This is a genomic window from Shewanella sp. VK101 (genome assembly GCF_056497865.1).
This window is the reverse complement of the sequence record NZ_CM151402.1, coordinates 2035578-2061438: the sequence shown is the minus strand read 5'-3', so window position 1 is coordinate 2061438 and position 25861 is coordinate 2035578. Positions and strand designations below refer to the sequence as shown.

Annotated in this window: 24 protein-coding genes; 14 read left to right on the top strand and 10 right to left on the bottom strand. The window is 53.1% G+C overall.

The window, feature by feature from the left end; all coding sequences use genetic code 11:
• Positions 1-29 precede the first annotated feature (29 nt).
• Positions 30-782 (bottom strand): Nif3-like dinuclear metal center hexameric protein, encoded by a 753-nt coding sequence (locus ACSHSR_RS09380; RefSeq protein WP_208135839.1) that lies wholly within the window; start codon positions 780-782, stop codon positions 30-32.
• Between the two features lie 237 nt (positions 783-1019).
• Between ACSHSR_RS09380 and ACSHSR_RS09375 the strand changes: the two genes are divergently transcribed.
• Positions 1020-1373: a hypothetical protein gene (locus tag ACSHSR_RS09375; RefSeq protein WP_045283860.1), complete on the top strand. Its 354-nt coding sequence runs from the start codon at positions 1020-1022 to the stop codon at positions 1371-1373.
• 76 nt (positions 1374-1449) lie between these two features.
• Here the strand turns inward: ACSHSR_RS09375 and ACSHSR_RS09370 are convergent, their stop codons facing one another.
• Complete coding sequence (locus tag ACSHSR_RS09370; protein ID WP_208135841.1) at positions 1450-1929, bottom strand: outer membrane lipoprotein; 480 nt, start codon at positions 1927-1929, stop codon at positions 1450-1452.
• A 53-nt stretch (positions 1930-1982) separates the two neighbouring features.
• Here ACSHSR_RS09370 and aat point away from each other — a divergent pair, with 53 nt between their 5' ends.
• The 3 genes from aat to infA all read left to right on the top strand — a co-directional run bounded on the left by aat (position 1983) and on the right by infA (position 3692).
• Positions 1983-2693, top strand: coding sequence for a leucyl/phenylalanyl-tRNA--protein transferase (aat, locus tag ACSHSR_RS09365; protein WP_208135842.1), 711 nt, complete (start codon positions 1983-1985; stop codon positions 2691-2693).
• On the top strand, positions 2683-3393 hold the full coding sequence (locus tag ACSHSR_RS09360) for an arginyltransferase (RefSeq protein WP_025011175.1): 711 nt from the start codon (positions 2683-2685) through the stop codon (positions 3391-3393). Before aat ends, ACSHSR_RS09360 begins: the two co-directional genes overlap by 11 nt.
• Before the next feature lie 80 nt (positions 3394-3473).
• The gene (infA, locus tag ACSHSR_RS09355; protein ID WP_005500725.1) at positions 3474-3692 is read left to right on the top strand and encodes a translation initiation factor IF-1; all 219 of its coding nucleotides are present in this window, start codon (positions 3474-3476) and stop codon (positions 3690-3692) included.
• Positions 3693-3883: 191 nt separating this feature from the next.
• On the opposite strand, the gene clpA is transcribed toward infA, so the two are convergent.
• Both clpA and clpS read right to left on the bottom strand, forming a co-directional pair.
• A complete protein-coding gene (gene clpA, locus ACSHSR_RS09350) occupies positions 3884-6142 on the bottom strand; it encodes an ATP-dependent Clp protease ATP-binding subunit ClpA (RefSeq protein WP_028781435.1) in 2259 nt (752 codons plus the stop codon).
• 34 nt (positions 6143-6176) lie between these two features.
• Positions 6177-6485 carry an ATP-dependent Clp protease adapter ClpS gene (gene clpS, locus ACSHSR_RS09345; RefSeq protein ID WP_025011177.1) on the bottom strand — a complete coding sequence of 103 codons (309 nt, stop codon included), beginning with the start codon at positions 6483-6485 and terminating at the stop codon, positions 6177-6179.
• 396 nt (positions 6486-6881) lie between these two features.
• Here clpS and cspD point away from each other — a divergent pair, with 396 nt between their 5' ends.
• Entirely contained in the window at positions 6882-7088 is a 207-nt protein-coding gene (cspD, locus tag ACSHSR_RS09340; protein ID WP_025011178.1) for a cold shock domain-containing protein CspD, read from the top strand.
• 99 nt (positions 7089-7187) lie between these two features.
• On the opposite strand, the gene ACSHSR_RS09335 is transcribed toward cspD, so the two are convergent.
• On the bottom strand, positions 7188-9413 hold the full coding sequence (locus tag ACSHSR_RS09335; protein ID WP_071237474.1) for an NADP-dependent isocitrate dehydrogenase: 2226 nt from the start codon (positions 9411-9413) through the stop codon (positions 7188-7190).
• 324 nt (positions 9414-9737) lie between these two features.
• Between ACSHSR_RS09335 and ACSHSR_RS09330 the strand changes: the two genes are divergently transcribed.
• The 6 genes from ACSHSR_RS09330 to ACSHSR_RS09305 all read left to right on the top strand — a co-directional run bounded on the left by ACSHSR_RS09330 (position 9738) and on the right by ACSHSR_RS09305 (position 15579).
• On the top strand, positions 9738-10565 hold the full coding sequence (locus ACSHSR_RS09330) for a pseudouridine synthase (protein ID WP_146507600.1): 828 nt from the start codon (positions 9738-9740) through the stop codon (positions 10563-10565).
• Positions 10558-11010 (top strand): NUDIX hydrolase, encoded by a 453-nt coding sequence (locus ACSHSR_RS09325; RefSeq protein ID WP_144166656.1) that lies wholly within the window; start codon positions 10558-10560, stop codon positions 11008-11010. The genes ACSHSR_RS09330 and ACSHSR_RS09325 overlap by 8 nt, the downstream gene beginning before the upstream one ends.
• A gap of 167 nt (positions 11011-11177) precedes the next feature.
• Positions 11178-12293 carry a tRNA 2-thiouridine(34) synthase MnmA gene (gene mnmA, locus ACSHSR_RS09320; RefSeq protein ID WP_028781431.1) on the top strand — a complete coding sequence of 372 codons (1116 nt, stop codon included), beginning with the start codon at positions 11178-11180 and terminating at the stop codon, positions 12291-12293.
• Between the two features lie 3 nt (positions 12294-12296).
• Entirely contained in the window at positions 12297-12914 is a 618-nt protein-coding gene (hflD, locus tag ACSHSR_RS09315; RefSeq protein WP_028781430.1) for a high frequency lysogenization protein HflD, read from the top strand.
• A 28-nt stretch (positions 12915-12942) separates the two neighbouring features.
• The gene (purB, locus tag ACSHSR_RS09310) at positions 12943-14313 is read left to right on the top strand and encodes an adenylosuccinate lyase (RefSeq protein WP_025887690.1); all 1371 of its coding nucleotides are present in this window, start codon (positions 12943-12945) and stop codon (positions 14311-14313) included.
• Between the two features lie 123 nt (positions 14314-14436).
• Positions 14437-15579 carry a ribosomal protein uL16 3-hydroxylase gene (locus ACSHSR_RS09305; protein ID WP_071237476.1) on the top strand — a complete coding sequence of 381 codons (1143 nt, stop codon included), beginning with the start codon at positions 14437-14439 and terminating at the stop codon, positions 15577-15579.
• A 128-nt stretch (positions 15580-15707) separates the two neighbouring features.
• On the opposite strand, the gene ACSHSR_RS09300 is transcribed toward ACSHSR_RS09305, so the two are convergent.
• A complete protein-coding gene (locus tag ACSHSR_RS09300; RefSeq protein ID WP_044734627.1) occupies positions 15708-16142 on the bottom strand; it encodes a DUF4826 family protein in 435 nt (144 codons plus the stop codon).
• 300 nt (positions 16143-16442) lie between these two features.
• Here ACSHSR_RS09300 and ACSHSR_RS09295 point away from each other — a divergent pair, with 300 nt between their 5' ends.
• On the top strand, positions 16443-17477 hold the full coding sequence (locus ACSHSR_RS09295) for a Glu/Leu/Phe/Val dehydrogenase dimerization domain-containing protein (protein WP_208135844.1): 1035 nt from the start codon (positions 16443-16445) through the stop codon (positions 17475-17477).
• Positions 17478-17650: 173 nt separating this feature from the next.
• On the top strand, positions 17651-17989 hold the full coding sequence (locus tag ACSHSR_RS09290; RefSeq protein ID WP_223828833.1) for a hypothetical protein: 339 nt from the start codon (positions 17651-17653) through the stop codon (positions 17987-17989).
• A gap of 28 nt (positions 17990-18017) precedes the next feature.
• On the opposite strand, the gene ACSHSR_RS09285 is transcribed toward ACSHSR_RS09290, so the two are convergent.
• The 4 genes from ACSHSR_RS09285 to ppsA form a co-directional block, all read right to left on the bottom strand.
• Positions 18018-18440 (bottom strand): MarR family winged helix-turn-helix transcriptional regulator, encoded by a 423-nt coding sequence (locus ACSHSR_RS09285; RefSeq protein WP_025011184.1) that lies wholly within the window; start codon positions 18438-18440, stop codon positions 18018-18020.
• 447 nt (positions 18441-18887) lie between these two features.
• Entirely contained in the window at positions 18888-19337 is a 450-nt protein-coding gene (locus tag ACSHSR_RS09280) for a DUF1285 domain-containing protein (RefSeq protein ID WP_025011185.1), read from the bottom strand.
• 68 nt (positions 19338-19405) lie between these two features.
• Entirely contained in the window at positions 19406-22450 is a 3045-nt protein-coding gene (gene ydiJ, locus ACSHSR_RS09275; RefSeq protein ID WP_479631443.1) for a D-2-hydroxyglutarate dehydrogenase YdiJ, read from the bottom strand.
• A gap of 97 nt (positions 22451-22547) precedes the next feature.
• On the bottom strand, positions 22548-24917 hold the full coding sequence (gene ppsA / locus ACSHSR_RS09270) for a phosphoenolpyruvate synthase (RefSeq protein ID WP_044734630.1): 2370 nt from the start codon (positions 24915-24917) through the stop codon (positions 22548-22550).
• A gap of 124 nt (positions 24918-25041) precedes the next feature.
• Between ppsA and ppsR the strand changes: the two genes are divergently transcribed.
• On the top strand, positions 25042-25854 hold the full coding sequence (gene ppsR / locus ACSHSR_RS09265) for a posphoenolpyruvate synthetase regulatory kinase/phosphorylase PpsR (protein ID WP_123116431.1): 813 nt from the start codon (positions 25042-25044) through the stop codon (positions 25852-25854).
• Positions 25855-25861: the final 7 nt, after the last annotated feature.

The window sequence follows — 25861 nt, the reverse complement described above, 5'->3', positions numbered from 1 at the left end:
TCGCGGCCTTTTTCCTATTCCCTTGATAGTTATACCGGATTGGGAATATCAATGAACTCGTGCTCCAGCTCAAACTCCCGTGCCAGATGCTCCCCCAGCGCCTTGATGCCAAACCGCTCGGTGGCATGGTGACCGGCGCCGAAATAATGGATCCCCTGCTCGACCGCGCTGTGAAAGGTACGCTCTGAGGCTTCACCGCTGATAAAGGCATCAACCCCCAAGGCCGCTGCGGCATCGATATAATCCTGGGCGCCGCCTGTACACCAGGCCAGTTTTTGTATGTTTCTTTCACCGCCATCCAGATGCAGAGGCGCCTGCCCCAAACGCTGCTCAAGCAAGGCACTCAATTCTTTGGCTGTCATGGGTGAGTCAAGCACTCCTTGCCAAAGCAAACCCTGGGCGACGGTTTCTACCGCCTCCGGCTCAATGACCCCAAGCACCCGACCCAATTCGGCGTTATTGCCAAGCATCGGATGGGCATCAAGCGGCAAGTGATAGCCGAACAGGTTAATGTCGTTAAGCAGCAAGCTCTTGATCCTGCGCTGTTTCATTCCGGTCAACACTTCGGGCTCATTCTTCCAGAAGAAACCATGGTGCACCAATAGGGCATCGGCTCCGGCTTCCACAGCCCGGTCAATCAATGCCTGACACGCGGTTACACCTGTAACTATTTTGCGAATTTCGGCCTTGCCCTCGACCTGCAGACCGTTGGGGGCATAATCACGAAACTTGTCCAGTTGTAAAAACTCGCCCAGATATTGTCTGAGTTCCTCTCTTTTCATAAGGTTCCCTGTCGATTCAGTTGCAGATATATGGCGCCATTCTAGCACAGCAAGCCCAAGGATTGAGGTCACAAATCTTAAGCCTAATTGCCGGTTTCAGCGCCCAAAGCGGCCAAAAGCTGCGCCCTTGGGCACAAGTTTGTTGCTTTTTGGCCGGCAAATTGGACATTTCCGGCCTTTGACTTATAAAATTATCGCAAACCTTCAAGTAACTCTAAAAATAAACAGGTTATGATTATGGCAAAACTGACCAAAGAAGAAGTTATCAGCACACTGCAGCAAGCTCTCAGTGAACAACAGGGCAAAGCAGTGACCATTGAACAAAATGGCAGCTGGTACAAAATCGATGGCGGTAAATCACTTCGTTTCGCTGAACTGGAACAGATGTTGGCAGATAGCGCCAAACCGGCCAAGACTGAAGCCAAGCAGGAAAAACCCAAGGCGGCCAAGCCTGCAGCAAAGCCAGCCGCAAAGGCAAAACCCAAACAGGTTGCGCCTGCCAAAGCCGGTAGCCAAGGGGGCAAGACTCCCAAAGAGCTGTGGCGTGAAAAACTGGCAGCCGGTAATCACAAACTGCCTCGCGGTTTTTAATTGCTCCATCCAAAACAAAGGCGCCGAGAGGCGCCTTTGTTTTATCTATTATTGGCTCAAAGCTTACATAGTCAAATCACATAGCCAGGTCGACCCGGACGCTACCCTGCAGATAAACCACCCGCACTTCATCGCCTACCTTGAAAGTCATGCCGGGATCTTCATCCTGTATGATCATCACCTGGGTTTCATCTTCCTGACGTATCATCAACTCCACCAACTTGAGTTCACGATAGTAACTGCCGTCACCATATTGATGACCAATGCCGGCGCCGAGCAGAGCACCCAGTACAGTCGCCACATCCTGACCACTACCGCCACCGAACTGATGACCAATCACGCCACCGAGCAAGGCACCACCGAAGGTTTTCCAGCCGCGATTTCTGTCTTCCATCAGCTGTTTCTCGGTGATTTTCCGTACCGACTCCACCTGGCCGTAGAGCACTTTTTCAACCGGCTGAGCCTGGTTTCTGTCATAACCGGCATAGAGGGTATGGGTTCCCGCTGCGAGGGACAATGAGAGCAGCAGCATTGCATTCAGTATCAGTTTCCACATAGCTGTTTTTCCGCTAACTTATAAGAAGGCCCTGAGCAGAATCATACGCAATTGTGAACCTACTGTCTTTCTTAAATCATGAGTTGGATCCTTTCCCGTCGCCTGAGCTGGCGTTGACGGATCCCAACGGCCTATTGGCCATTGGCGGCGACCTGCATCCCAGGCGGTTACTCAACGCTTATTACGAGGGCATTTTCCCCTGGTTCAATACCCATGACCCCATTCTCTGGTGGTCTCCGGATCCCCGCGCCGTCTTTGTTCCTGGCTGCATCAATATCTCCCGTAGTCTACGCAAGTATTTGAAAAAACAGGATTGGACTTTCAGCATCGACCGAGCCTTTGCCGATGTGATGGCCGGTTGCGCCATGCCGCGAAAAGATCAGCCCGGCACCTGGATAACCGGAGAGATCCGTCTGGCCTACCAGGAGCTGCACCACCTGGGTCATGCCCACTCCTTCGAGGTCTGGGACAATGGTCGCCTGATAGGTGGCCTGTATGGCCTGGCCGTGGGTCAGGTGTTCTGTGGCGAGTCCATGTTCCACCGTAAAACCAACGCCTCCAAGGCGGCCTTTATCGCCCTGCACCAATATGCACTCAAGCAGGGTTTCAGGCTTATCGATGCCCAGGTGATGAATCCGCACCTTGAGAGCCTCGGAGCCAAAAGTTTAAAGCGTAAAGATTTTCTCGCACTCTTGAAACAATTCAGGGACGGTAGTCTTGCCAGGGATTGCTGGCAAACCGACGAGGTCAAACTTGAACTCTGATAACCATGCCATTGCCATAGGCCTCAGCCAACCCTTTGCCTGCAGCTACCTGAGCGGACAACAGGAGCAGTTATTGGTGATCCAGGAAGATGAGCTGGACTTGTCACTGTTTGAGCGCCTGTTGGCACTGGGGTTTCGCCGCAGTGGCAGCGCCATCTACAAGCCCCGTTGCCCCCACTGCAACGCTTGTCAGCCCATCCGAGTTCCCCTGGATGAATTTCGCCTGTCCAAAAGACAAAAACGCACCCTGGCCAAAAACCGTGACCTGCACTTTCGAATAGTTACCGAGGAAACCCCGGCTCACTATCCCCTCTATGAGCGTTATATCTGTGCCCGCCACAGTGACGGCCCCATGTATCCTCCTAGCGAAGAGCAGTACCGTCATTTTCTCGCCTGTGAGTGGCTCAGCCCGGTGTTTATCGAACTTTGGCATGGTCAGCGACTGGTTGCCGTGGCGGTGACAGATCTCCTGCCCCAGAGCCTGTCAGCCATCTACAGCTACTTCGACCCGGACTACAGCGACCGCTCCCTCGGGATCTTGCTGGTACTGCTGCAATGCCGCCTGGGCAAATTGATGTCGAAATCGTTTCTCTATTTGGGATATCAAATAGATAACCACGACAAAATGGGTTACAAGCGACTCTACCGCCCCTATGAGATCCTCGGCGTTCAGGGCTGGCAGAAAAGCGACAATCACTGAGGCCTCCCCTTTACAGCCGCTGTAATTTGCGGCATGATACGGCGGTTTTTTACATTCGAGGCTAACGGGATAACTGATTAATGGCGAAAGAAGACAACATTGAGATGCAAGGGACTATCCTTGAAACCTTGCCAAATACAATGTTTCGGGTTGAACTGGAAAATGGTCACGTTGTGACTGCTCACATTTCCGGTAAAATGCGTAAAAACTACATCCGAATCCTGACCGGTGACAAGGTCACTGTGCAGCTGACTCCATACGACTTGAGCAAAGGCCGCATCGTCTTCCGCTCACGCTAAGATCCCAGTTATTTCTCAAAAGCCGGCTGTGCCGGTTTTTTTGCTGGTGAGCCCATGGGGGCGACCCACTGCGCAGCAGGCGCACCTGGCCTGCCGTTGTCTATCCAGGCATCAATGTGTCGGATAAGGGTCAGGATTCAGAATAAAAATGGCTGCCAGTGGCAGCCATTTTTTTGTTTCGACTTAGCTTCTCAGGAGATCTTCTCCGGCGCTTCCGTGTTGATTTCCAGTTCGCCATCTTTGACATCCACATGGGCGATGCCACCGGACTCAAGTTTACCAAACAGGATTTCATCGGCCAGCGGCCGTTTCAGCAGATCCTTGACCACTCTGGCCATAGGTCTGGCCCCCATGGTCTTGTCGTAACCCTTCTCGGCCAGCAAGGTTCTGGCTTCATCACTGACTTCCAGCGTCACCCCTTTCTGATCCAACTGTGCCTGCAGCTCGACCAGGAACTTGTCCACCACCTTGGCGATAATGGTCATATCCAGATGGTTGAACCAGATAATGGAGTCGAGTCGGTTGCGAAACTCGGGCGAGAACACCTTATTGATCTCCGACATCGCATCCTGGCTGTGATCCTGCTGTTTGAAGCCAATGGACTTACGCACAGTTTCCTGCACCCCGGCGTTGGTGGTCATCACCAGGGTCACGTTGCGGAAATCCGCCTTGCGCCCATTGTTATCGGTCAAAGTACCGTGATCCATTACCTGCAGCAGCAGGTTATAGATATCCGGATGCGCCTTTTCGATTTCATCGAGCAGCACCACACAGTGAGGCGTCTTGATCACGGCATCGGTCAGCAGACCACCCTGATCGTAGCCGACATAACCCGGAGGTGCGCCAATCAAACGCGACACAGTATGGCTTTCCATATATTCGGACATATCGAAGCGGATAAGCTTGAGCCCGAGGCAAGCCGCCAACTGGTTGGTCACCTCTGTCTTACCCACCCCGGTTGGGCCGGCAAACAGGAAGCTCCCCACAGGTTTATTTTCATTGCCAAGACCACTGCGTGCCAGCCGAATCGCCGCGCTGAGACTCTCTATCGCCTTGTCCTGACCGAACACCACCATCTTCAGGTTGCGTTCCAGGTTTTTCAGCAAGTCCTTCTCGGAAGAAGTCACTGTTTTTTCCGGGATCCTGGCCATCTTGGCGATGATGGTTTCAATCTCGCTCTGACCCACGGTTTTCTTGCGTTTGCTCTGAGGCATCATCGCCATCCGCGCCCCCGCTTCGTCGATCACATCGATGGCCTTGTCCGGCAGATGTCTGTCGTTGATATGCTTATCCGACAGGCTGGCAGCGCTGGCCAAGGCCGCCAGGGTATAACGCACCCCATGATGTTCTTCGTAACGGCTCTTGAGCCCCTGAAGTATCTTGGTGGTTTCGGCCACCGAAGGCTCGTGAATGTCCACCTTCTGGAAGCGCCGCGCCAGTGCCCTATCCTTCTCAAAAATACTTTGATATTCCTGAAAAGTAGTGGAGCCCATACAGCGCAGATTACCGCTGGAGAGCAAGGGCTTGAGCAGGTTGGATGCATCCATCACCCCACCGGATGCCGCGCCGGCACCGATAATGGTGTGGATTTCATCGATGAACAGAATCGCATTCTGATCCGCTGTTAACTCTTTGAGCAGGCTCTTGAAGCGTTTCTCGAAGTCGCCGCGATACTTGGTGCCGGCCAACAGCGCACCGAGATCCAGAGAGTAGACGGTCGCTTCGCTTATCACCTCAGGCACAGACTCATTGACTATCCGATAGGCCAAACCTTCGGCGATGGCGGTCTTTCCGACGCCGGCCTCGCCCACCAGCAGCGGGTTATTCTTGCGGCGACGGCAAAGAATTTGAATCGAGCGTTCAATTTCGTTATCGCGGCCGATAAGCGGATCTATCTTGCCCTGCTTGGCCATCTCATTGAGATTACTGGCAAACTGAGCCAGCATGCTGCGCTCTTCTGTGGCTTCGGATTGATCTTCCAGGCTTTCCTGCGACCCCGGAGCATCGGCCTCATCGTTCTTGGCAAAGCCGTGAGAAATATAATTCACCACATCCAGGCGGGTAATATCGTAACGACGCAGCAGATAAACCGCCTGGGACTCCTGCTCACTGAAAATGGCTACCAGCACGTTGGCGCCGGTCACCTCATTGCGGCCTGACGACTGCACATGAAACACTGCCCGTTGCAGCACCCGCTGGAAACCCAGTGTCGGCTGAGTCTCACGTTCATCATCGGGATCGCTGATAATGGGTGTGGTCTGGGTAATAAAGTTGGCGACCTCCTCCTTGAGTCGGTCGATATTGGCGCCACAGGCGAGCAAGGCATCCCTTGCGGCGGGGTTATCGGTCAGCGCCAGCAGTAGGTGCTCAACCGTCATATATTCGTGACGGGCATCTCTGGCTTGTTGGAATGCCAGGTTCAAGGTCACTTCAAGATCTTTGTTCAGCATACGCACCCCCTAAAAAACTACAGAGACAGGCTGGTTAAGCTTCCTCTAACGAACACAGTAACGGATGTTGGTTTTGTCTTGCAAACTGATTCACCTGAACCACTTTGGTTTCGGCTATCCCGAACGGGTAAACGCCGCAAACCGCTTTTCCCTGATGATGTATGGTCAACATAATGTCTGTGGCTTCCTGTTCATTCTTGCGAAAGAACAGCTGCAGTACCTCCACAACAAAGTCCATTGGGGTATAGTCATCGTTGTTCAGAATCACTTTATACATTGGAGGTGGTTGCAGTTCCTGCTCAACCCCTTCCTCCACACGTTCTATCTGTCCAGTCTTACCCATGATTCAATATTAGCCTCTCAACTTGGCTTCTACCAACACTATGCCCGGCCATGTCTCAAAGTACCGTTTGGCGGGCCCTGGGCGGTATTGCCCTTTGTCACACTATACTCTGGCGCGGCGGCGCTTGTCTAAGGCGTTTCTAACTCATGCTTATTTTTCAATCGGTTAAAACGTATACGCCGAGAATAAGCCTAAGGTGTTCCAGGTAGGCATTACCGATAAAGTGCCACCATGGCAAAACCGTATACGCACAGCAACAAATACAATGTTGTTTTTTTGTTAATTTAAGCTTGACATCCAGCAACACTGCTTACATTCTGTTATCTGAGCGCCTGCTAAAGCGCTCAAAAGTTTTACTATCTTACTGGGAAGCAGACAATAGAAGGAAGTGGAAGTATGGCAAGCGGAACTGTTAAATGGTTCAACAACGCCAAAGGATTCGGGTTTATCTGCCCTGATGAAGGTGGTGAGGATGTTTTTGCGCACTATTCAACCATTGAAATGGAAGGCTACAGAACTCTAAAAGCAGGCCAACCTGTTGAATTTCAAGTTGAGAAGGGCCCAAAAGGTATGCATGCCTCGGCTATCTCTCCAGTTAAATAACCGGGTGAACAGAGATGAAAAAAGGCGGGGTTATCCCCGCCTTTTTAATGCCTGTTTGGCAATTGAATGAGGGAGAGCTTCCTCATTCAGCTTTCAGTATCAAGCGCTCAGAAGACGATTCAGGCTGGCACTTGGGCGCATAGCCTGCTCGGCTTTAACAGGATCCAGCTTATAGTAACCACCCAGTTCAACGGCACCCCCCTGGGCACCATTGAGTTCCGCCACTATCTGCTCTTCGGCAGCCACCAGGCCTTCGGCCAGAGGTGCAAAATAAGCTTTCAGCTCGGCATCCTTGTCCTGCTTGGCCAGCGCGCTGGCCCAGTACTGTGCCAGGAAGTAGTGACTGCCGCGGTTATCCAGCTGCCCCACCTTACGGGATGGTGACTTGTTGTTATCCAGGAACTGCCCTATCGCCTGATCCAGGCAATCAGCCATCACCTGTGCCTTGGCATTGGCTGTCGTCTGGCTTAGGTGCTCGAGTGAGGCTCCCAACGCCAGGAACTCGCCCAGAGAATCCCAACGCAGGTGGTTTTCCTCTTCAAACTGCTGTACATGCTTGGGCGCACTGCCACCGGCACCCGTTTCGAACAGACCGCCACCGTTCATCAGCGGGACGATTGACAGCATCTTGGCACTGGTACCCAACTCAAGGATAGGGAACAAGTCGGTAAGGTAGTCACGCAGCACGTTGCCTGTTACCGAAATCGTGTCCTTACCGGCTTTAATACGCTCAAGGGAGAAACGGGCCGCCTTTTCAGGTGACATGATGTGCAGCTCAAGCCCATCGGTATCGTGCTCAGGCAGGTAGGCCTTCACTTTGGCAATCACTTGGGCATCGTGGGCACGGTTTTCATCCAGCCAGAATACCGCCGGGGTGTTGGTCAGTCTTGCACGGCGTACGGCCAGCTTGACCCAGTCACGGATAGGTGCGTCTTTTACCTGGCACATGCGCCAGATATCACCGGCTTCAACGGCATGGGACATAAGCAGATTGCCATCCTTGTCCAGTACTTTAACCGTACCGGCCGCAGGGATTTCAAAGGTCTTGTCATGGCTGCCGTACTCTTCGGCCTTCTGTGCCATCAGACCCACGTTTGGCACGCTGCCCATGGTTGCAGGGTCGAAGGCGCCATGTTCCTTACAGAAACTGATGGTTTCCTGGTAAACACCGGCATAGCAACGATCCGGGATCAGCGCCTTGGTATCTTTCAGCTGGCCATCCGGGCCCCACATCTGGCCGCTGGAGCGGATAGCCGCCGGCATGGAAGCATCGATAATCACATCGCTTGGCACGTGAAGGTTGGTGATGCCCTTGTCTGAGTTCACCATCGCCAGCTCAGGGCGGCTCTGGTAGACGGCGGCGATATCGGCTTCAATGGCCGCTTTCTGCTCGGCCGGCAACTTGGCTATCTTGGCATAAACATCACCCAGACCATTGTTGACGTCCACACCCAGCTCACGCAAAGTTTCACCGTGTTTGGCAAATACATCTTTGTAGAACACCTTCACCGCATGGCCGAACATAATCGGATCGGACACTTTCATCATGGTGGCTTTCAGGTGCAGTGACAGCAGTACATCTTCCTTGCGGGCCGCTTCAATTTCGCGCTCGAAGAAGGCGGTCAGTTCACGCTTGCTCATAACGGCCGCATCTATGATTTCACCGGCCAGCAACTTAAGCCCTTGCTTGAGCACCAGTTGGCCGCCATCATTTTGTTCCAGCACTATGCTGACAGTATCGGCCTCTTTGAGGGTAACGGACTGCTCGCTGCCGTAGAAATCCCCTTGTTGCATGTGGGCCACATGAGATTTGGAGTCCTTGCTCCAGGCACCCATTGAATGCGGGTGCTTACGGGCATAGTTCTTGACCGAAGTCGGGGCGCGGCGATCTGAGTTCCCTTCACGCAGCACAGGGTTTACCGCACTGCCCTTGATCTTGTCATAACGGGCCTTGATTTCCCGTTCTTCATCGGTTTTGGCTTCGGCCGGATAATCAGGCAGATCATAGCCCTTGGCCTGCAGCTCTTTGATACAAGCCTGCAGCTGAGGAATGGACGCACTGATATTGGGCAGTTTGATAATATTGGCTTCGGGCTGGGTTGCCAGCTCACCAAGCTCAGCCAGGTGATCGCCGATACGCTGCGCTTCGGTCAGACGCTCGGGGAAGGCTGCAATCACACGGCCGGAGAGAGAAATATCACGGGTTTCGACATTGATGCCGGCTGCCTGAGTAAAGGTTTTGATGATAGGCAGTAGAGATAAGGTCGCCAGAGCCGGCGCTTCATCTGTCTGCGTATAGATGATAGTGGGGGTTTTATCAGTCATTTTCAGTCCTACGCTTTTTATAAAAATGAGTTGTTATAAGTGTTGTTATTCTTTAATTTCCTTGCCTCTTTCGCCCTGGATACCTCTACCGTCGGTAATCTATGTCTATCTTGTTATGGGCGTAAAAATTGGTTGTAGATCACAATTTGGCGAACATCATAGAGCATTCCGGCCAAGATTCAAATTCCACTATAGGCGAGTGGCAGGTACACTCTGCCAAAAGTCACAAACCCGTGTCGCCGCCAAACCGGACATAGGTGTTACACTCAGGCATATCACTCCCAAATGGTCAGAGCACGCGGCTCAAGCAGCCAGGATATCTCAATGAATTCGCCAGCCTCCCAACCAAGACGTAAACCCAAACGCCAGCCCAGTAACCCCAAGAGCCCTGACGGTAAAGAATTTGGCCGAGAGAAGAGTCAGCGCTCCACCAAACCAAGCCCCAACAGCAAGAGTCCCAGTAGCAAGAGTCCTAATAACAAGAGCCCCAATAACAAGAGACTGGGCCTGAAAAAGCGCCCTGGTCATCAAAAACCCCGGTCAAAGGTACCACCACTCTCGGTTGCAGAAACCCAGGTGGTGCTGCTCAACAAACCCTTCGATGTGTTATGCCAGTTTACCGATGAAGGCGGACGACGCACGCTCAAAGATCTACTGCCCATCGCCGGTATCTATGCCGCCGGCCGCCTGGACAGAGACAGCGAGGGTCTGTTACTGCTCACCAATAACGGTCAGTTGCAGGCCAAGCTGACCCAACCCAACAAGCACACCTTCAAGACCTACTGGGTACAGGTGGAAGGCGATGTCGATGACACCGCGATTCAAGCCTTACGTGAGGGAATTGAGTTGAAAGATGGCCCCACCCTGCCTGCAAAAGTCCGGCTACTGCAACAACCCGAATCTTTGTGGCCACGTAATCCGCCCATTCGTGAGCGGCGCAATATCCCCACCACTTGGCTGGAGATCTGTATCCGCGAAGGGCGCAATCGTCAGGTACGAAGGATGACAGCCCATGTCGGGTTTCCCACTTTAAGATTGATACGTTATGCCATAGGCGATCTCAGCCTGGATACCGAGCAAGGGCAATGCCTGCAGCCCGGTGAATATCGTACTCTTTCTGAGGCGACGATTAAGGAGCTTCTCCATGACTGAACGTTATCGCCCCAATGTAACAGTGGCCTGCATTATTGAGGCAGAGAAGCGTTTTTTGCTGGTCGAGGAGTTGATTGACGGCCAACAGAAATTTAACCAACCAGCCGGTCACCTGGAAGCAAATGAAAGCCTTATCGACGCCTGTCGCCGCGAGGTGCTCGAAGAAACCGGCCTGACAGTCACCCCTGAAGCCCTAGTGCGTATAGATCAGTTCAGCGCTTCCAAGGAGCTGGCCTTTTTACGTTTTACCTTCTGTGCTCGCCTGGTCAAGTGTCAGAATGCCAAGCCGTTGGACGTCGCCATCAAGGCCGCCCATTGGTTGAGCATGGATGAAATCACGGCCTTGGGACCTAAGCTTCGCAGCCCCTTGGTCAGCGCCACACTGGAGAGCTATTTGCAGGGACAACGGCTGCCGTTATCTTTGCTCAATAGCGCGCTGTTGTGATTAGCTCTGGGCACCAAGGCGTGATAGAATACGCCCCCGCAGAAACTGAGCGCCTTATGGCTGTTTGTCCACCCCAGCGTCGCGCCAATAACGGCCTGCCACAACCGGGCACAAGCAGCAGTTCTCTTTTCGGGCGTTCATGAATGAATTCAACGGTTTTAGGATCTATGACAGCTAACACTCCCAATGCATCAGGAAAAAAAGTCATTGTCGGCATGTCCGGCGGTGTCGACTCATCTGTTTCAGCCTATCTGCTGCTCCAGCAGGGCTATCAGGTAGAAGGCCTGTTCATGAAGAACTGGGAAGAAGATGACACCGACGAATATTGCTCTGCCGCCGAAGATTTAAAAGATGCCCAGGCTGTCTGTGACAAGCTGGGCATCAAGTTGCACACGGTCAACTTTGCCGCCGAATACTGGGACAATGTGTTCGAGTATTTTCTGGCCGAGTACAAGGCGGGACGCACGCCTAACCCGGACATCATGTGCAACAAGGAGATCAAGTTCAAAGCCTTCCTTGAGTTTGCCGATGACATTCTCGATGCCGACTATATCGCCATGGGCCACTATGTGCGCCGCCGTGATACCGACGGTAAAACCCAGCTGCTTCGCGGCATAGATGGCAACAAGGATCAGAGCTACTTCCTCTACACCTTGAGTCACCAACAGGTGGCTCGCAGCCTGTTCCCTGTAGGTGAACTGGAAAAACCCGAAGTTCGCCGCATCGCCGAAGAGCAAGGGCTGGTCACCTTCAACAAGAAAGACAGCACAGGTATCTGTTTTATCGGTGAGCGCAAGTTTACTGAATTCCTTGGCACTTATCTGCCCGCGCAACCGGGCAAAATCGAGAGTGTCGACGGTGAAGTGATAGGCGAGCATCAAGGGCTGATGTACCACACTCTGGGCCAGCGCAAGGGCCTTGGAATTGGCGGCATGAAAAACAGTAACGACAATCCCTGGTATGTGGTCGACAAAGATCTGAAACGTAATGTATTGGTTGTCGCCCAAGGCGGCCAGCATCCGAGACTCATGTCGGTTGGCCTCACGGCCAGGCAGCTGCACTGGGTAGACAGACAAGGCCCGGCCGATGGCGCCAAGATCACGGTCAAGACCCGTTATCGCCAGCAGGATATCCCCTGCACTGTTTATGTCCAGGGTGACGATGAACTGAGAGTGATCTTCGACGAACCTGTGGCGGCAGTCACGCCAGGGCAGTCGGCAGTATTCTACGACGGTGAAGTCTGCCTGGGTGGCGGCATCATAGAAACCCTGATTAGGGAGTAATCATTGAGCGAGCAATTGCATGACCGCACTATGGCATTTGCCGGCATATTGCAGGCTATCGCCCAGGTGCAATACATAGCCCGCCACGGGGAAAGCGATCCGCAGCAGTTGGCTGCGGCACTCGATGGCATCATGGTGACAGATCCCGAGAATATCGATGAGATCTATCCCGACAAAGTTGTGCTGGCCAACGGCTACAAGTGGATTATCAACCAACTGGGTGACAGCGCCCAGAAAGATGTGGAAATCACCCGCTATCTGGTCGGAATTCTGGCGCTGGAGCGTAAACTGAGCCGCAACCAGGCGGCTCTGGGGATGCTGTCTGAGCGCATCAATCAGGTGCATCGCCAATTGAGCCACTTTGCGATAACCGACGAGCAGGTTATCGCCAACCTGGCCAGCATCTACAGCGATATCATCAGTAATTTGGGGCCCAAGATCCAGATTTCGGGCAACCCCAACATACTGCAGCGGCCACTGGTCCAACATAAAATACGCGCCTTGTTGCTGGCAGCAATGCGCAGTGCCGTACTCTGGCGTCAACTCGGCGGCAAACGCAGACATCTGGTGTTTGCCCGCAAGGCGATCGTCGATACAGCTAAAAAAAGCCTCACCCTATAATAAAGCCAAGTTCATCAAGGAGCTTATAATGGATCTTTCCGCACTGACTGCTATCTCACCGGTAGACGGGCGTTATGGTAGTAAAACCGCCGAACTTCGGGGGATATTCAGCGAGTACGGTCTTACCAAGTATCGTGTTCAGGTCGAAATCAACTGGCTGAAACTGCTTTCCAGCTGCCCTGAAATCGAAGAAGTCCCCCCCTTCAGTGAAGAAGCTCTGGCATTGCTGGACAATATTCGCGATAACTTCAGCGAAGCCGATGCCCTGAGAGTCAAAACCATCGAAGCCACCACCAACCATGACGTTAAGGCGGTGGAATACTTCATCAAGGAAAAAATCGCCGACAATGCCGAGCTGGCCGCCATAGGCGAGTTCGTGCACTTTGCCTGCACCAGTGAGGACATCAACAACCTGTCCCACGGCCTGATGCTGACCGAAGCCCGTGAACAGGTACTGCTGCCATACTGCCAGAAGCTGGTCGATGCCGTTAAAGAGCTGGCCAGACGTTACAAGACTGTGCCTCTGATGTCCCGTACTCATGGCCAACCCGCCTCGCCTTCGACTCTGGGTAAAGAGATGGCCAACGTTGCCGTACGTCTCGAACGCCAACTCAAACAAATTGAAGCGGTTGAGATCATGGGTAAGATCAACGGCGCCGTGGGTAACTACAACGCCCACCTGTCGGCCTACCCAGAAGTTAACTGGCATGAGCTGTCACAGCGCTTTGTCACCAGCCTGGGGCTGAACTGGAACCCCTACACCACTCAGATTGAACCGCACGACTATATTGCCGAGCTGTTCGATGCCGTGGCCCGTTTCAATACCGTGCTGATTGATTTTGACCGTGATATCTGGGGTTATATCGCCCTGGGTCACTTCAAGCAGAAGACTGTGGCCGGTGAAATCGGCTCATCCACCATGCCGCACAAGGTTAACCCTATCGACTTTGAAAACTCGGAAGGTAACCTGGGCATAGCCAACGCCCTGATGCAGCATCTGGCCAGTAAACTGCCGGTTTCCCGCTGGCAGCGCGATCTGACCGACTCCACAGTACTGCGTAACCTGGGTGTGGGTATCGCCCACTCGCTGATCGCCTACCAGGCCACACTCAAGGGTGTCAGTAAGCTGGAAGTCAACGAGGCGCACCTACGCGATGAACTGGATCACAACTGGGAAGTGCTGGCCGAGCCGGTACAGACAGTCATGCGCCGCTATGGCATCGAAAAGCCTTACGAGAAGCTCAAGGAGCTGACCCGTGGCAAGCGTATCGATGGTCAGCAGCTGGCAGCCTTTATCGACGGTCTGGAGCTGCCTGAGAACGTGAAACACGAACTCAAGCAACTGACGCCGGCCAACTACATAGGCCGCGCCGAAGCCTTTGTCGATGATTTGAACTGATAGCCTCTTGGCTGTCACGGGCGGTACTGGTTTCCAGTACCGCCTTTTTTCTCCCCGAGGTTTATGCCGTTGCAAGCGGGATAACTGACTGGCCATTGAAACAGTTTATGGATTGGATAACAGATGACGAACACTTACCAGCTGACTCTGGACAGCAATGCCTTTGTTAAAGAGGTGTGGCAGCAACAACCCAAGGTGATCAGACAAGCCTTCAAGGACTTTGTCGATCCTATCGCCGCCGATGAGCTGGCGGGCCTCGCCTGTGAAGAGGAGATTTCCTCACGGGTGGTAATCACCAGGGGGCAGGACTGGGAAGTGATCTCAGGCCCATTTGAAGACTATGACAAGTTCGGTGAAGAAAACTGGCAACTGCTGGTACAGGCCGTCAACCACTGGTATCCGGACTCACAGGGTCTGGTGGAAGCCTTCCGTTTCCTGCCGGACTGGCGCTTTGATGACCTAATGGTGTCCTTTGCCACGCCGGGTGGCGGTGTCGGCCCCCATATCGACAACTATGATGTCTTTATCATTCAAGGCGAGGGGCGCAGGCGCTGGACAGTGGGTGCCAAGGGTCAATACGCCAAGCGTGGCAACAATCCCAATACCCCTTTGATTGAAGACTTTGAGCCCATCATAGATACAGTGCTGGAGCCCGGCGACATGCTGTATATTCCGCCCGGTTTCCCCCACAGGGGCGAAACCCTGACCCTGGCACTGTCCTACTCAATAGGCTTCCGGGCACCGAGTCAGCAAGAACTTATCAGCGAAATGGCCGACTTTATGCTTGATCAGGATCTCGGCCACAAACGCTTCACTTCGAGTGAAGAAGCCGGGCAACCTGCGCTGATCGCCAAGAGCCAGCAACAGGGGATGATGGCGCTGCTGAAAGAGCTGACTGAAAACCCTGACTATTATCAGGGCGTGCTTGGCAAGTTGCTGAGTCAGAACCGCTTTGAACTGGATATTTGCCAGGGTGAGCCTATGAGTACCGAGGAACTCATTGAAGCCGCGGCCGAAGGCGCTGTATTCAAGCGCATAGGTGGGCTTAAAATTCTCATGCTGGAAGACGATCCCAACTGCCGACTGTTCATCAATGGTGAAGCTTTTGAATTGCCGCAAGGCAGTGAAAAGCAGGCGCAGCTTATTGCCAATCACACCAGCATCAGCGGCGAAGATCTTGAGTCACTGCTTCAGGATGATGCCGTGGCATTGCTGCTGTGCGAACTTTTGGAAAAGGGTTATTGCTATCTCAGTGACGAGGAATGAGCCGACTACCCTACTGCTAAAGCCGAGGTTTGAGAACCCTTATTCAGACTCTCACTTGGCTTGGCCAGACACTGCACAGACACTAAAAAAGCAGCCTACGGCTGCTTTTTTTGTTTGCTCTAGGGTTATCAGCCCCAGAGTTTATCGTCTTCCTGGATCTTGTATAGGCTCTCGGCTCTGGAAACCAGCAACTGGGCGAACTTGGCCTGGGTAGGGTCTTTGGTCGCCCCAGATTGCACCAAGTTCTCGGCCTTGAGCTGCCAGGTCAGCGAAAAGTGACGCAAGGCTTCGCGAGCAGTGGCTGCTACGCTGACATCAACATAGTCAGAAGGCAAGTCACCGGACATCACCCAATAGGTCTTGTGGCTGGGCTGTTTGGATTCGATTTTCCACATGGCTACATAAGGCGCCAGATAACGGCTTTCCGCCGGTACCACTTTGCTGGGGATCACCCCTTTCTCTGCAAGAAATTTATTGGCTTTCTGGAACTGTTCACGCACCCAAGCCTGGCGCAAGGCTTCCTGCTGTTCGGCGTTGGGCGGTGTACTTGTCTGTTCAGTCATAAACTTTCCTTTCTTCTTGTTTGTTTTTATTGTGTTTTTATATTCTGTATCTGTTCAACTAAGCCTCTGGCCGGCTTTTTCAGTACCACCCCATAATGAGACGACTATGGGTGGCTGACTTCAGTTTTCAACCAGCTTTACGTTAACGTAAGGTGGAAAGCAAAATTGCCAGATAGATCACAAATATTCTGCTCATCAGCTTTGTTGAGAGTATCGCTAAATGCTATGGTTCTGCAATAAATATAACAAGCGGTCGGCGGCCGCTAAGCGCCGCCCCAATAAGCACAGCGGAGAACAGACGTGGCTGTATTTAATCATGTATCATTCGACGAACATGAACAGGTAGTATTCTGTCATGACAAGGAAAGTGGCCTGCGCGCCATCATCGCCATCCACAACACCAACTTGGGCCCTGCCGTAGGCGGTTGCCGTATGTGGAACTATCAATCAGATGATGAAGCTCTCACTGACGTGTTGCGCCTCTCCCGCGGTATGACTTACAAGAACGCGCTGGCCGGTCTGGCCATGGGTGGCGGTAAGTCGGTGATCATAGCCGATCCCAAGACAGAGAATCGTGAGCAGCTGTTCCGCGCCTTTGGCCGTTTTGTTCACAGCCTGGGCGGCCGCTACTACTCGGCCGAAGATGTGGGTACCACCCCTGCCGACATCATGATTGCCCATGATGAAACCCCTTATGTGCTTGGCCTGGAAGGAATGAGCGGCGATCCCTCTCCTTTTACCGCCATGGGAACTTACCTGGGTATCAAGGCTGCCGTTAAACACAAGCTGGACAAAGATAGCCTAAAAGGCCTCAAGGTAGCCGTTCAGGGTGTAGGCCATGTGGGCTATTATCTGTGCAAGCACCTGCATGAAGAAGGCGCCGAGCTGTTTGTAACCGATATTCATCAAGCATCACTGGACAAGGTCGCCACCGACTTTGGCGCCGTGGTGGTTGCCCCTCAGGACATCTATGCTCTGGACGTCGATGTCTATGCCCCTTGCGCCCTGGGCGCCACACTTAACGACACCACACTGCCACAGCTGAAAGCGAGCATAGTCGCAGGCTGCGCCAACAACCAGTTGGCCGAGCCACGCCATGGTGAGCAGCTCAAGCAGATGGGCATCCTCTATGCCCCAGACTATGTGATCAACGCCGGTGGTATCATCAACGTGTCTTTCGAAAAAGACTATGATGCCACCAAGTCTACCGCCAAGGTTGAAGAGATCTACAACACCCTGTTGTCCATCTTCAAGCAGGCCGATGAGCAAAACCGCACCACGGCTGAAGTAGCAGATGAGATGGCCCGCGCCATCATCAATGGTACCCAAGCCTAAGCTCGCTCATATTCCATAAAGGGGCCTTCGGGCCCTTTTTTATTACTGAAAAAATTTTCCTCCTGTCGGCAAATAGATAAGCACCAGAAACAGAAAATTCATTTTTACGGACTGGCAAGCGTCATCTGCCTCTGCTTGACTTAGCATTCGTCATCTCGAAGGTCAGGGAGTCAATGATGCTCAGATTCGGCTATGAAGTGGAACAGCAAAAGGTTGAATTACAGGCCAGCAACTGGAATGGATTTGAGCGTTTGTTTGTCGACGGTAAAGTGGTATCCAGCAAATTCAACCTGGGGCTGCACAGCGAGCACAGCTTCAAGTTGCGTAACGGTGTACGTTGCCGAATGCAACTCCTGGTTGACCCCACCACAGAGCTGACTATCTGTCGCATCTACAAGTGTAACCGCCTGCTGGCGAGCCTCAAACAGGGGAAACAGCAGTCAAGCAGCTCACATCTGCAACACTGGTTGCTACTGGGGGGATTGGTGTGCGTGCTATTGGTTTATCTTTGATTTACCGAGCACACATTCAACCATAGGGTTAACGCTTGTCAGTATGATTTATCTTGTTGAGCAGCATGAGCAGCTGCCCTCTTTCCGGCTCATCCAAGGCTGCCATAAACTTCTCGTTGACCCGCTCGGCCTCGCGAATTAAGTCCTGCTCCATCGCCTTGGCCTGATCGGTCAGAAAAATTTGAAACGCACGCCGGTTGTCTTCTTCCTGATGGCGATAGATTAAGCCTTGTACCTGCAGTTGATCCAGCAGGCGTGTCATGGTGTAGTTGGCCACATCACAGCGACGTGACAACTCGGTTTGGCTGATCCCTTCCTCTTGCCAGAGCGCAAACAACACAGGCCAGAGTTTAATATCCAGCTGATAACGCTTCAGGCGGCTATCCAGTTCATGTTGCAGTTCCACGTTCAGATGGGATACCAGATAACCGAGACTCTCTTTGCGGTTCAAGCAACACCTCCTGTACTTCAGGGCTTGTCTGTTCGCTATCGGCAGGGCTTCGCCCCATTCAGCAAAATCGCTTATTCTGCTTCATTGACGCCGGGCCATGCCGCTGCCGAGTTTAACTATACCACTGTGCCAAATGATTGACCTACTCAGGGGCATGAAAGCAGCGCAAGGTAGGGCATCTCCAGCGGAATAAATCTGCATTGACCGCCCTATACGCAGCTTTTTAACTCGCCTTTTGGGGCATATCTACCAGTCCAGTATCCGCTTTAAACTTGAGTGGCGGCCTTGATTCTGAGTCAATCAAACTTCTATACGAATGGTATTAATACTACCACCTGCTGAATATTTCACTAACACAAGAAAGGAGAATAATGGGGCATTTACAGTCAGGCTACTGTAAATAAAGGTTTTATATCTGCCTGAATGGCAAAGCGATTCCTTTGACTTTTAACTCAGTAAATAGGTTTCGGCAAAGCGATAGAAACAGGCACGCCCAAGCCTGGCCTTTAGACCTCGAGGCAAGCTTACCAATAGCCCGGATTCGGCGCTCTCAAAGGCATTGAGCCCCAGCACCTCGAACTCATTACCCTGGGAGCAAACCAGGGCAAAACGGCTGCTCTCGGCCTCGATATCCAGCTGCTTGTAATCAACTATGATGAGCGGTGTGTCGGCCACCGCTACCTTCAAACGCTCTGCCGGGGTAATCAACAGATGTTCACCCTCGATGCAGTGCAAAATACTACTGAAGAGCCTGGCGAACTTGGCCGGCAACGGTGAGTTGAGATAATACCAGTCGCCTTTAACGTCTATCTCAAACAGGGCTTGCTGCTGACACAAGTCCGGCCTTGCCCCAAGCCCTTTCAGAGCGTCACTCACCTTGTCTGCCGACTGTTTCATCCTGACTTCCTATTCTTGGGTTCCCTATTCATGGGCTCCACACTTTTGGAGCCCTATTCTTGGCGCTCTCAGGCTTGCGTTTGAGTCAGCTCCAGCAAGGCTTCGATGGGGTGCCTGGGCCTAAAGCCACCAAAGCGTTTGACCTGGCTGCGACAGGAGTAGCCGGACACCAGTATCTGCTCCTGCGGCAGCGACTTTATCGCCTCGTCCCAGGACATCTCATACAGAGCCTTGGAGCGTGGCAGGTTTTCCAGCTCATGGCCATAGGTACCGGCCATGCCGCAACAACCCAGATTCACGGTTCCCAACTTGGCACCAAAACGGGCAAAGATGGTTTGCCATTCTTTGGCAGTGCCGGGGCGAGCACTGGATTCAGTGCAGTGGCTGAACCAAGTGAACTCGCGCCCGCTTGCAGGCAGTTGCGGTAACTGCTCGAGCATGGCACTGAGCCACTCGCTGGCAAGCTGGACATTGAATTGGCCGCGCTTGGCGCCGAGCGCCTCACGGTATTCGTCGCGATAAACCAGCACCAACGCCGGATCTACCCCCACCATGGGCATGCCAAGAGCATGCACCTGATTGAGAAAATCGGCGGCGGTCTGTGCCGTCTTGGCAAACTGCTCCAGAAACCCCTTGATATGAGCCGGTTTACCGTTGGGCTTGAACGGCAGCAATACCGGCTTGAGTCCAAGCGCTTCGATCAGGCGAATAAAGCGATAAACCAGTTCGGCATCGTAGAAGCTGTTGAAAGGATCCTGCACTACCAACACATAGTTTTGTCGCTCAGCGGCGGGGATAGCGCTCAAGGCGTTGAGATCATAACCACGGCTGGGGTGAGCATCCAGGCGCTGTTTCAGCGTAGGAACAGACAGCGCAGGCGCATCCACATACCCCAGAGCCTTCTTAATCACCCACTTGGATAGAGGATTCTGCGCCGCAAAGTTACTCAGCCGGGGCGCCTTGGCCATCAGCTGCACCGAATCCTCGACACCGGCCACCAGATAATCCTTGGCGGGACGCTGGTAACGGCGGTAATAGATACTGAAAAACTGTGCCCGGAACTTGGGGACATCCACCTTCACCGGACACTGGCCGGAGCACGCCTTACAGGCGAGACAGCCCTTGAGCGACTCCATCACCTCGTGGGAATAGTCGTATTCTTTCTTGGCGTTGAGGCTGTTCTGCAGCCGCTGCAATAAGCCCATGGGTTTGGACTTGGCCAGCAGATTGACGTCAACGCCTTCAGATTCCAGCAGTCGCAGCCACTCACGCATTAATCCAGCGCGGCCCTTGGGCGAATGGATCCTGTCTCCAGTCACCTTGAAAGAGGGGCACATGGGCGAAAAGCGGCTGTAGTTGAAACACAGGCCGTTGCCGTTACAATTCATCACATCCGGGAAGGCATCGCGGACACTGACAGGTATTTGCCTATCGAAACTGCCGCGCTTGGTACTGTCGACATTGTAGATAAGCTGTTGGCCTTTGGGCGCCACCAGCTTACCCGGGTTGAGTTTATTCTGGGGGTCGAACAGCATCTTAACTTCTTCAAGCTCGCTCCAAAGTTGCTCGCCAAATACCTGGGGGCCATACTCACCACGCACGCCTTTACCGTGCTCGCCCCACATCAGGCCGCCGTATTTCTGCGTCAGTGCTGCCACTTGATCCGAGACGGTGCGCAGCAAGGCTTCATCCTTGGGATCGCACATATCCAGCGCCGGACGCACGTGCAGCACCCCGGCATCCACATGGCCGAACATGCCGTATTGCAGTTGATGGCTATCCAACAGGGCACGGAACTCCATGATATAGTCGGCGAGCTTTTCCGGTGGTACGGCGGTATCTTCGGCGAAGGCTATCGGTTTGCGGCGGCCTTTGGTGGCCCCGAGCAGCCCGACCGCCTTCTTGCGCATGGCATAAATCTTATTGATGGAACCGGCATCCCGGGTAAGCTGATACCCAAGCACCCCTTTTTCACCGGCAGCAATCTGTGCATCCAGCGCCACGGCCAGACGCTCTGCCCGCTCATCGACCTGGTCTTGTTCTCCGGCAAACTCCACCATGTTAAGGCCATCGATTACCTTGCCAGGCACTTCCTGAATAAGCTCGGATACCGAGTGCCAGATAATGTCTTCCCGCGCCAGATTCAGCACCTTGGAATCGACGGTTTCCACCACAGTGGCATTGGCGAGCACCAAGTCGGGCGCATGGCGCAGTGCCGATTCAAAAGAGTCATACTTGATGTTGACCATAAGGCGGCTGGCCGGCAAGGGGGTGATATCCAGTTTGGCCTCAGTGACCACCGCCAGCGTTCCCTCAGAGCCCGTGAGTATCCGCGACAGATTGAATTCGCAGAGCTGTTGATCCCAGACATTTTTCAAATCGTAACCGGTCAAAAAACGGTTCAGCTTGGGAAAGCGCTGTTCAATCAGCTCTCGCTGCTCACGGCAGCGACGGGCCACCTCGGTAATCAGCTTGTTGCCGAGCGGGTTGTCAGTGACTTTCTCGCCCGATTCCAGTGCCTCACGGCTCACCGGAGCCGTGTGCAGCACACTGCCATCCACCAACACACTGGTAAGCTCCAGCACATGATCCGAGGTCTTGCCATACACCAGCGAGCCGGCGCCGGAGGCATCGGTATTGATCATGCCGCCCAGGGTGGCACGGTTGGAGGTGGAAAGATCCGGGCTGAAGAAAAAGCCGTGCGGCCGCAACGCATCATTGAGCGCATCCTTGACCACACCGGCCTCGACTCTGACCCAACCTTCCTCTGGATTAACTTCCAACACCCGGTTCATATGGCGCGAGAGATCCAGTACTATCCCATGGGTCAGCGCCTGGCCATTGGTTCCGGTACCGCCGCCGCGGGCACTGAAGACCACCTTGGCAAAAGCCTCCTCACAGGCGAGCCGCAACGCCATGGCAATATCGGCGCTGTCTCTGGGATAGAGCACCGCCTGCGGCAGGAACTGATAGACAGAGTTATCCGTCGCTTGAGCCAAGCGGGCACTGTAGCGCCTGTCGATATCGCCGCGAAAGCCTCGCTGCTCAAGCGCATCCAGATAATCCAGATACAGGGGTTCCAGAGTTTGTTGGTGTGATAATAGGGGTAACATCTTATTGCTCGGCTCAATTATTGTTATCGGGCCATTATAAACAAAAAGAAGCCGCTAAAAAGCGGCTTCTTTCATAACTTACTGAGTTGTTTCAAGCTTAGCCGTGGGCTTCAGCCAGGTACAACCAGGTGTCGATCACAGTGTCGGGGTTCAGAGACACTGTGTCTATGCCCTGCTCCACCAACCAGGCAGCGAAGTCGGCGTGATCCGAAGGACCCTGACCACAGATACCCACGTAAGCACCCTTGGCCTTGGCAGACTTGATAGCCATCGCCAGCAATGCCTTAACGGCTTCGTTACGCTCGTCGAACAGGTGACTGATGATGCCCGAGTCACGGTCCAGACCCAGAGTCAGCTGAGTCAGGTCGTTGGAGCCGATGGAGAAACCATCAAACATCTCCAGGAACTGATCCGCCAGCAGGGCGTTGGATGGCAGTTCACACATCATGATGACGCGCAGACCATCTTTACCACGCTCCAGACCTTGCTCTTTCAGCAGTTCGATAACCTGACGGCCTTCTTCAAGAGTACGAACGAACGGGATCATGATCTCTACGTTCTTCAGCCCCATGTCGTTACGAACCCGCTTGATGGCTTCACACTCGAGGGCGAAACAATCACGGAACGACTCGGAGATATAGCGGCTGGCGCCACGGAAGCCCAGCATTGGGTTCTCTTCCTCTGGCTCGTACTTGTCACCGCCGATCAGGTTGGCATATTCGTTTGACTTGAAGTCAGACATACGCACGATGGCCTTCTTGGGGTGGAATGCTGCAGCGATAGAAGAGATACCTTCCACCAGACGGGCAACATAGTATTCAACCGGAGAATCATAACCGGCAATCATCTCGGTGATCTCGGCTTTCAGCTCATCGGTTTGCTGATCAAATTCCAGCAGAGCCTTGGGGTGAATACCTATCATACGGTTGATGATGAACTCGAGACGGGCCAGACCCACACCTTCGTTAGGCAGACGGGCAAAGTCGAAGGCGCGGTCAGGGTTACCCACGTTCATCATTATCTTCATCGGCAGATCAGGCATGGAATCAACGCGGCTGGAAATCACATCAAACTCCAGCTTGCCTTGATAGATATAACCTGTGTCGCCTTCGGCGCAGGATACCGTTACTTCCTGACCGTTTTGAATTTTGTCGGTCACGTCACCACAACCCACTACCGCAGGCACGCCCAGTTCACGGGCAATGATAGCAGCGTGACAAGTACGACCACCACGGTTGGTGACAATGGCGCTGGCGCGCTTCATGATAGGTTCCCAATCCGGGTCGGTCATATCGGTAACCAGTACATCGCCTGGCTGGATCTTGTCCATTTCGTCGATAGATTTGAGCACCTTGGCAACACCTGATCCCACCTTGTGGCCAATGGCGCGACCCTCACAGATCACTTCGCCACGGCTCTTGAGGTGATAACGCTCAATCAGCTGCACATCTTCACGGGAGCGTACGGTTTCAGGGCGAGCCTGAACTATGTAGAGACGACCGTCGTTACCGTCTTTGGCCCATTCGATATCCATCGGACGGCCATAATGCTTTTCAATGATCATCGCCTGCTTGGCCAGCTCCATCACTTCTTCATCATTGATGGAGAAAGTCATGCGCTGTTCTTTGGCGACATCTTCAATTTTCACCTGCTTGCCGTGAGATGCATCATCCGAGTACACCATCTGGATCAGCTTGCTGCCGATGTTACGACGAACAACGGCCTTGTGACCGGCAGTCAGGGTTGGCTTGTGTACATAGAACTCGTCCGGGTTAACCGCACCTTGTACTACCATTTCGCCCAAACCGAAGGAAGAAGTGATAAATACCACATCCTTGTTACCGGACTCGGTATCCATGGTGAACATCACGCCTGAAGCCGCCTTGTCTGAACGTACCATGCGCTGAACACCGGCTGACAGCGCCACACCGCGATGGTCGTAACCCTGATGCACACGATAGGAGATAGCGCGATCATTGAACAGGGAGGCAAACACATGCTTGATGGCAACCAATACAGCTTCGAAGCCCTTCACGTTGAGGAAGGTTTCTTGCTGACCGGCAAATGAAGCGTCGGGCATATCTTCTGCAGTGGCAGAGGAACGCACGGCGAATGAGGCGTCTTGGGTTTCAGAGGCTAATTTTTCGTAGGCTTCCCGAATCGCTTGTTCGAGTTCTGGCTGAAATGGGGTTTCGATAACCCACTGTCTGATCTGTGCACCAACTTTAGCCAGTGCGTTGACATCATCTACATCCAATGTGTCAAGAATGTCGTATATCTTCTGGTTTACTCCACTTTGCTCAAGAAACTCATTGAACGCGTGGGATGTGGTCGCAAAGCCGCCAGGTACTTGAACACCGGCATTGGCCAGATTACTGATCATTTCACCAAGGGAAGCGTTTTTACCGCCGACCTTGTTGACGTCACCCATGCCTAATTCCTGATACCAGAGTACGTATTGCTGCACAGTTCTATCTCCGCAAGTTTATTTCAGTGGCCCCTTCACACGAGGGCAGCGGCATTTTACACTCCGTGGCAACAAGCGTAAATCTATAATTTTATTTGTAATTTTATTACTACACGAGGTCGGCATGGCACGTAAAGTATTCTACATTTCTGATGGAACAGCGATCACGGCCGAAGTGTTTGGTCACGCAGTACTTTCTCAATTTCCATTGGAATTTGACTCACTTACCATTCCTTTTGTGGAAAATATTGCTAAGGCAGAAGCTGTTAAAAAGCAGATTAATGATAGTTTTATTACAACAGGGCAACGGCCTCTGGTGTTTCATTCCATCGTCAAACCGGAAATTCGCGACATCATTTATTCCAGTGAAGGCCTGGACTACGACTTTCTCAACACTTTTGTCGCGCCACTGGAGCAACAATTGGGGGTACCGGCCAGCCCGGCACTGCATCGCACCCATGGTATGGCCAACGCAGGTTACGATGCCCGTATCGACGCCATCAACTTTGCTATGGAAAACGACGACGGCCAAACCATGAAGCATATGGACAAGGCCGACATTATCCTGCTTGGGGTTTCCCGCTGCGGCAAGACGCCATCAAGCCTCTATCTGTCGATGCAGTTTGGTATCAAGGCCGCCAACTATCCTTTTATTCAGGATGATATGGACAACCTCAAGCTGCCCGAGGTGCTGAAACGCAACAAACCCAAACTGTTTGGGCTGACCATTGAACCCGTACGCCTGCATGAGATACGTCAGAGCCGAATGGAGAACAGCCGCTATTCCTCCTTGCGCCAATGCCGCCTCGAAGTCAAAGAGGTGGAGATGATGTTCAAGAAAGAGCGCATCCCTTATATAGACACCACCAACCAATCGGTCGAGGAAATTGCCACCAAGATCCTCGACGCCACGGGTCTTGAGCGCCATATGTTCTGAAAATACC

Coding starts and splice junctions, on each gene's coding strand:
- ACSHSR_RS09380 (WP_208135839.1), bottom strand. CDS start 782: ATGAAAAGAGAGGAACTCAGACAATATCTGGGCGAGTTTTTACAACTG.
- ACSHSR_RS09375 (WP_045283860.1), top strand. CDS start 1,020: ATGGCAAAACTGACCAAAGAAGAAGTTATCAGCACACTGCAGCAAGCT.
- ACSHSR_RS09370 (WP_208135841.1), bottom strand. CDS start 1,929: ATGTGGAAACTGATACTGAATGCAATGCTGCTGCTCTCATTGTCCCTC.
- infA (WP_005500725.1), top strand. CDS start 3,474: ATGGCGAAAGAAGACAACATTGAGATGCAAGGGACTATCCTTGAAACC.
- clpA (WP_028781435.1), bottom strand. CDS start 6,142: ATGCTGAACAAAGATCTTGAAGTGACCTTGAACCTGGCATTCCAACAA.
- clpS (WP_025011177.1), bottom strand. CDS start 6,485: ATGGGTAAGACTGGACAGATAGAACGTGTGGAGGAAGGGGTTGAGCAG.
- cspD (WP_025011178.1), top strand. CDS start 6,882: ATGGCAAGCGGAACTGTTAAATGGTTCAACAACGCCAAAGGATTCGGG.
- ACSHSR_RS09335 (WP_071237474.1), bottom strand. CDS start 9,413: ATGACTGATAAAACCCCCACTATCATCTATACGCAGACAGATGAAGCG.
- ACSHSR_RS09330 (WP_146507600.1), top strand. CDS start 9,738: ATGAATTCGCCAGCCTCCCAACCAAGACGTAAACCCAAACGCCAGCCC.
- ACSHSR_RS09325 (WP_144166656.1), top strand. CDS start 10,558: ATGACTGAACGTTATCGCCCCAATGTAACAGTGGCCTGCATTATTGAG.
- mnmA (WP_028781431.1), top strand. CDS start 11,178: ATGACAGCTAACACTCCCAATGCATCAGGAAAAAAAGTCATTGTCGGC.
- purB (WP_025887690.1), top strand. CDS start 12,943: ATGGATCTTTCCGCACTGACTGCTATCTCACCGGTAGACGGGCGTTAT.
- ACSHSR_RS09305 (WP_071237476.1), top strand. CDS start 14,437: ATGACGAACACTTACCAGCTGACTCTGGACAGCAATGCCTTTGTTAAA.
- ACSHSR_RS09300 (WP_044734627.1), bottom strand. CDS start 16,142: ATGACTGAACAGACAAGTACACCGCCCAACGCCGAACAGCAGGAAGCC.
- ACSHSR_RS09290 (WP_223828833.1), top strand. CDS start 17,651: ATGATGCTCAGATTCGGCTATGAAGTGGAACAGCAAAAGGTTGAATTA.
- ACSHSR_RS09280 (WP_025011185.1), bottom strand. CDS start 19,337: ATGAAACAGTCGGCAGACAAGGTGAGTGACGCTCTGAAAGGGCTTGGG.
- ydiJ (WP_479631443.1), bottom strand. CDS start 22,450: ATGTTACCCCTATTATCACACCAACAAACTCTGGAACCCCTGTATCTG.
- ppsR (WP_123116431.1), top strand. CDS start 25,042: ATGGCACGTAAAGTATTCTACATTTCTGATGGAACAGCGATCACGGCC.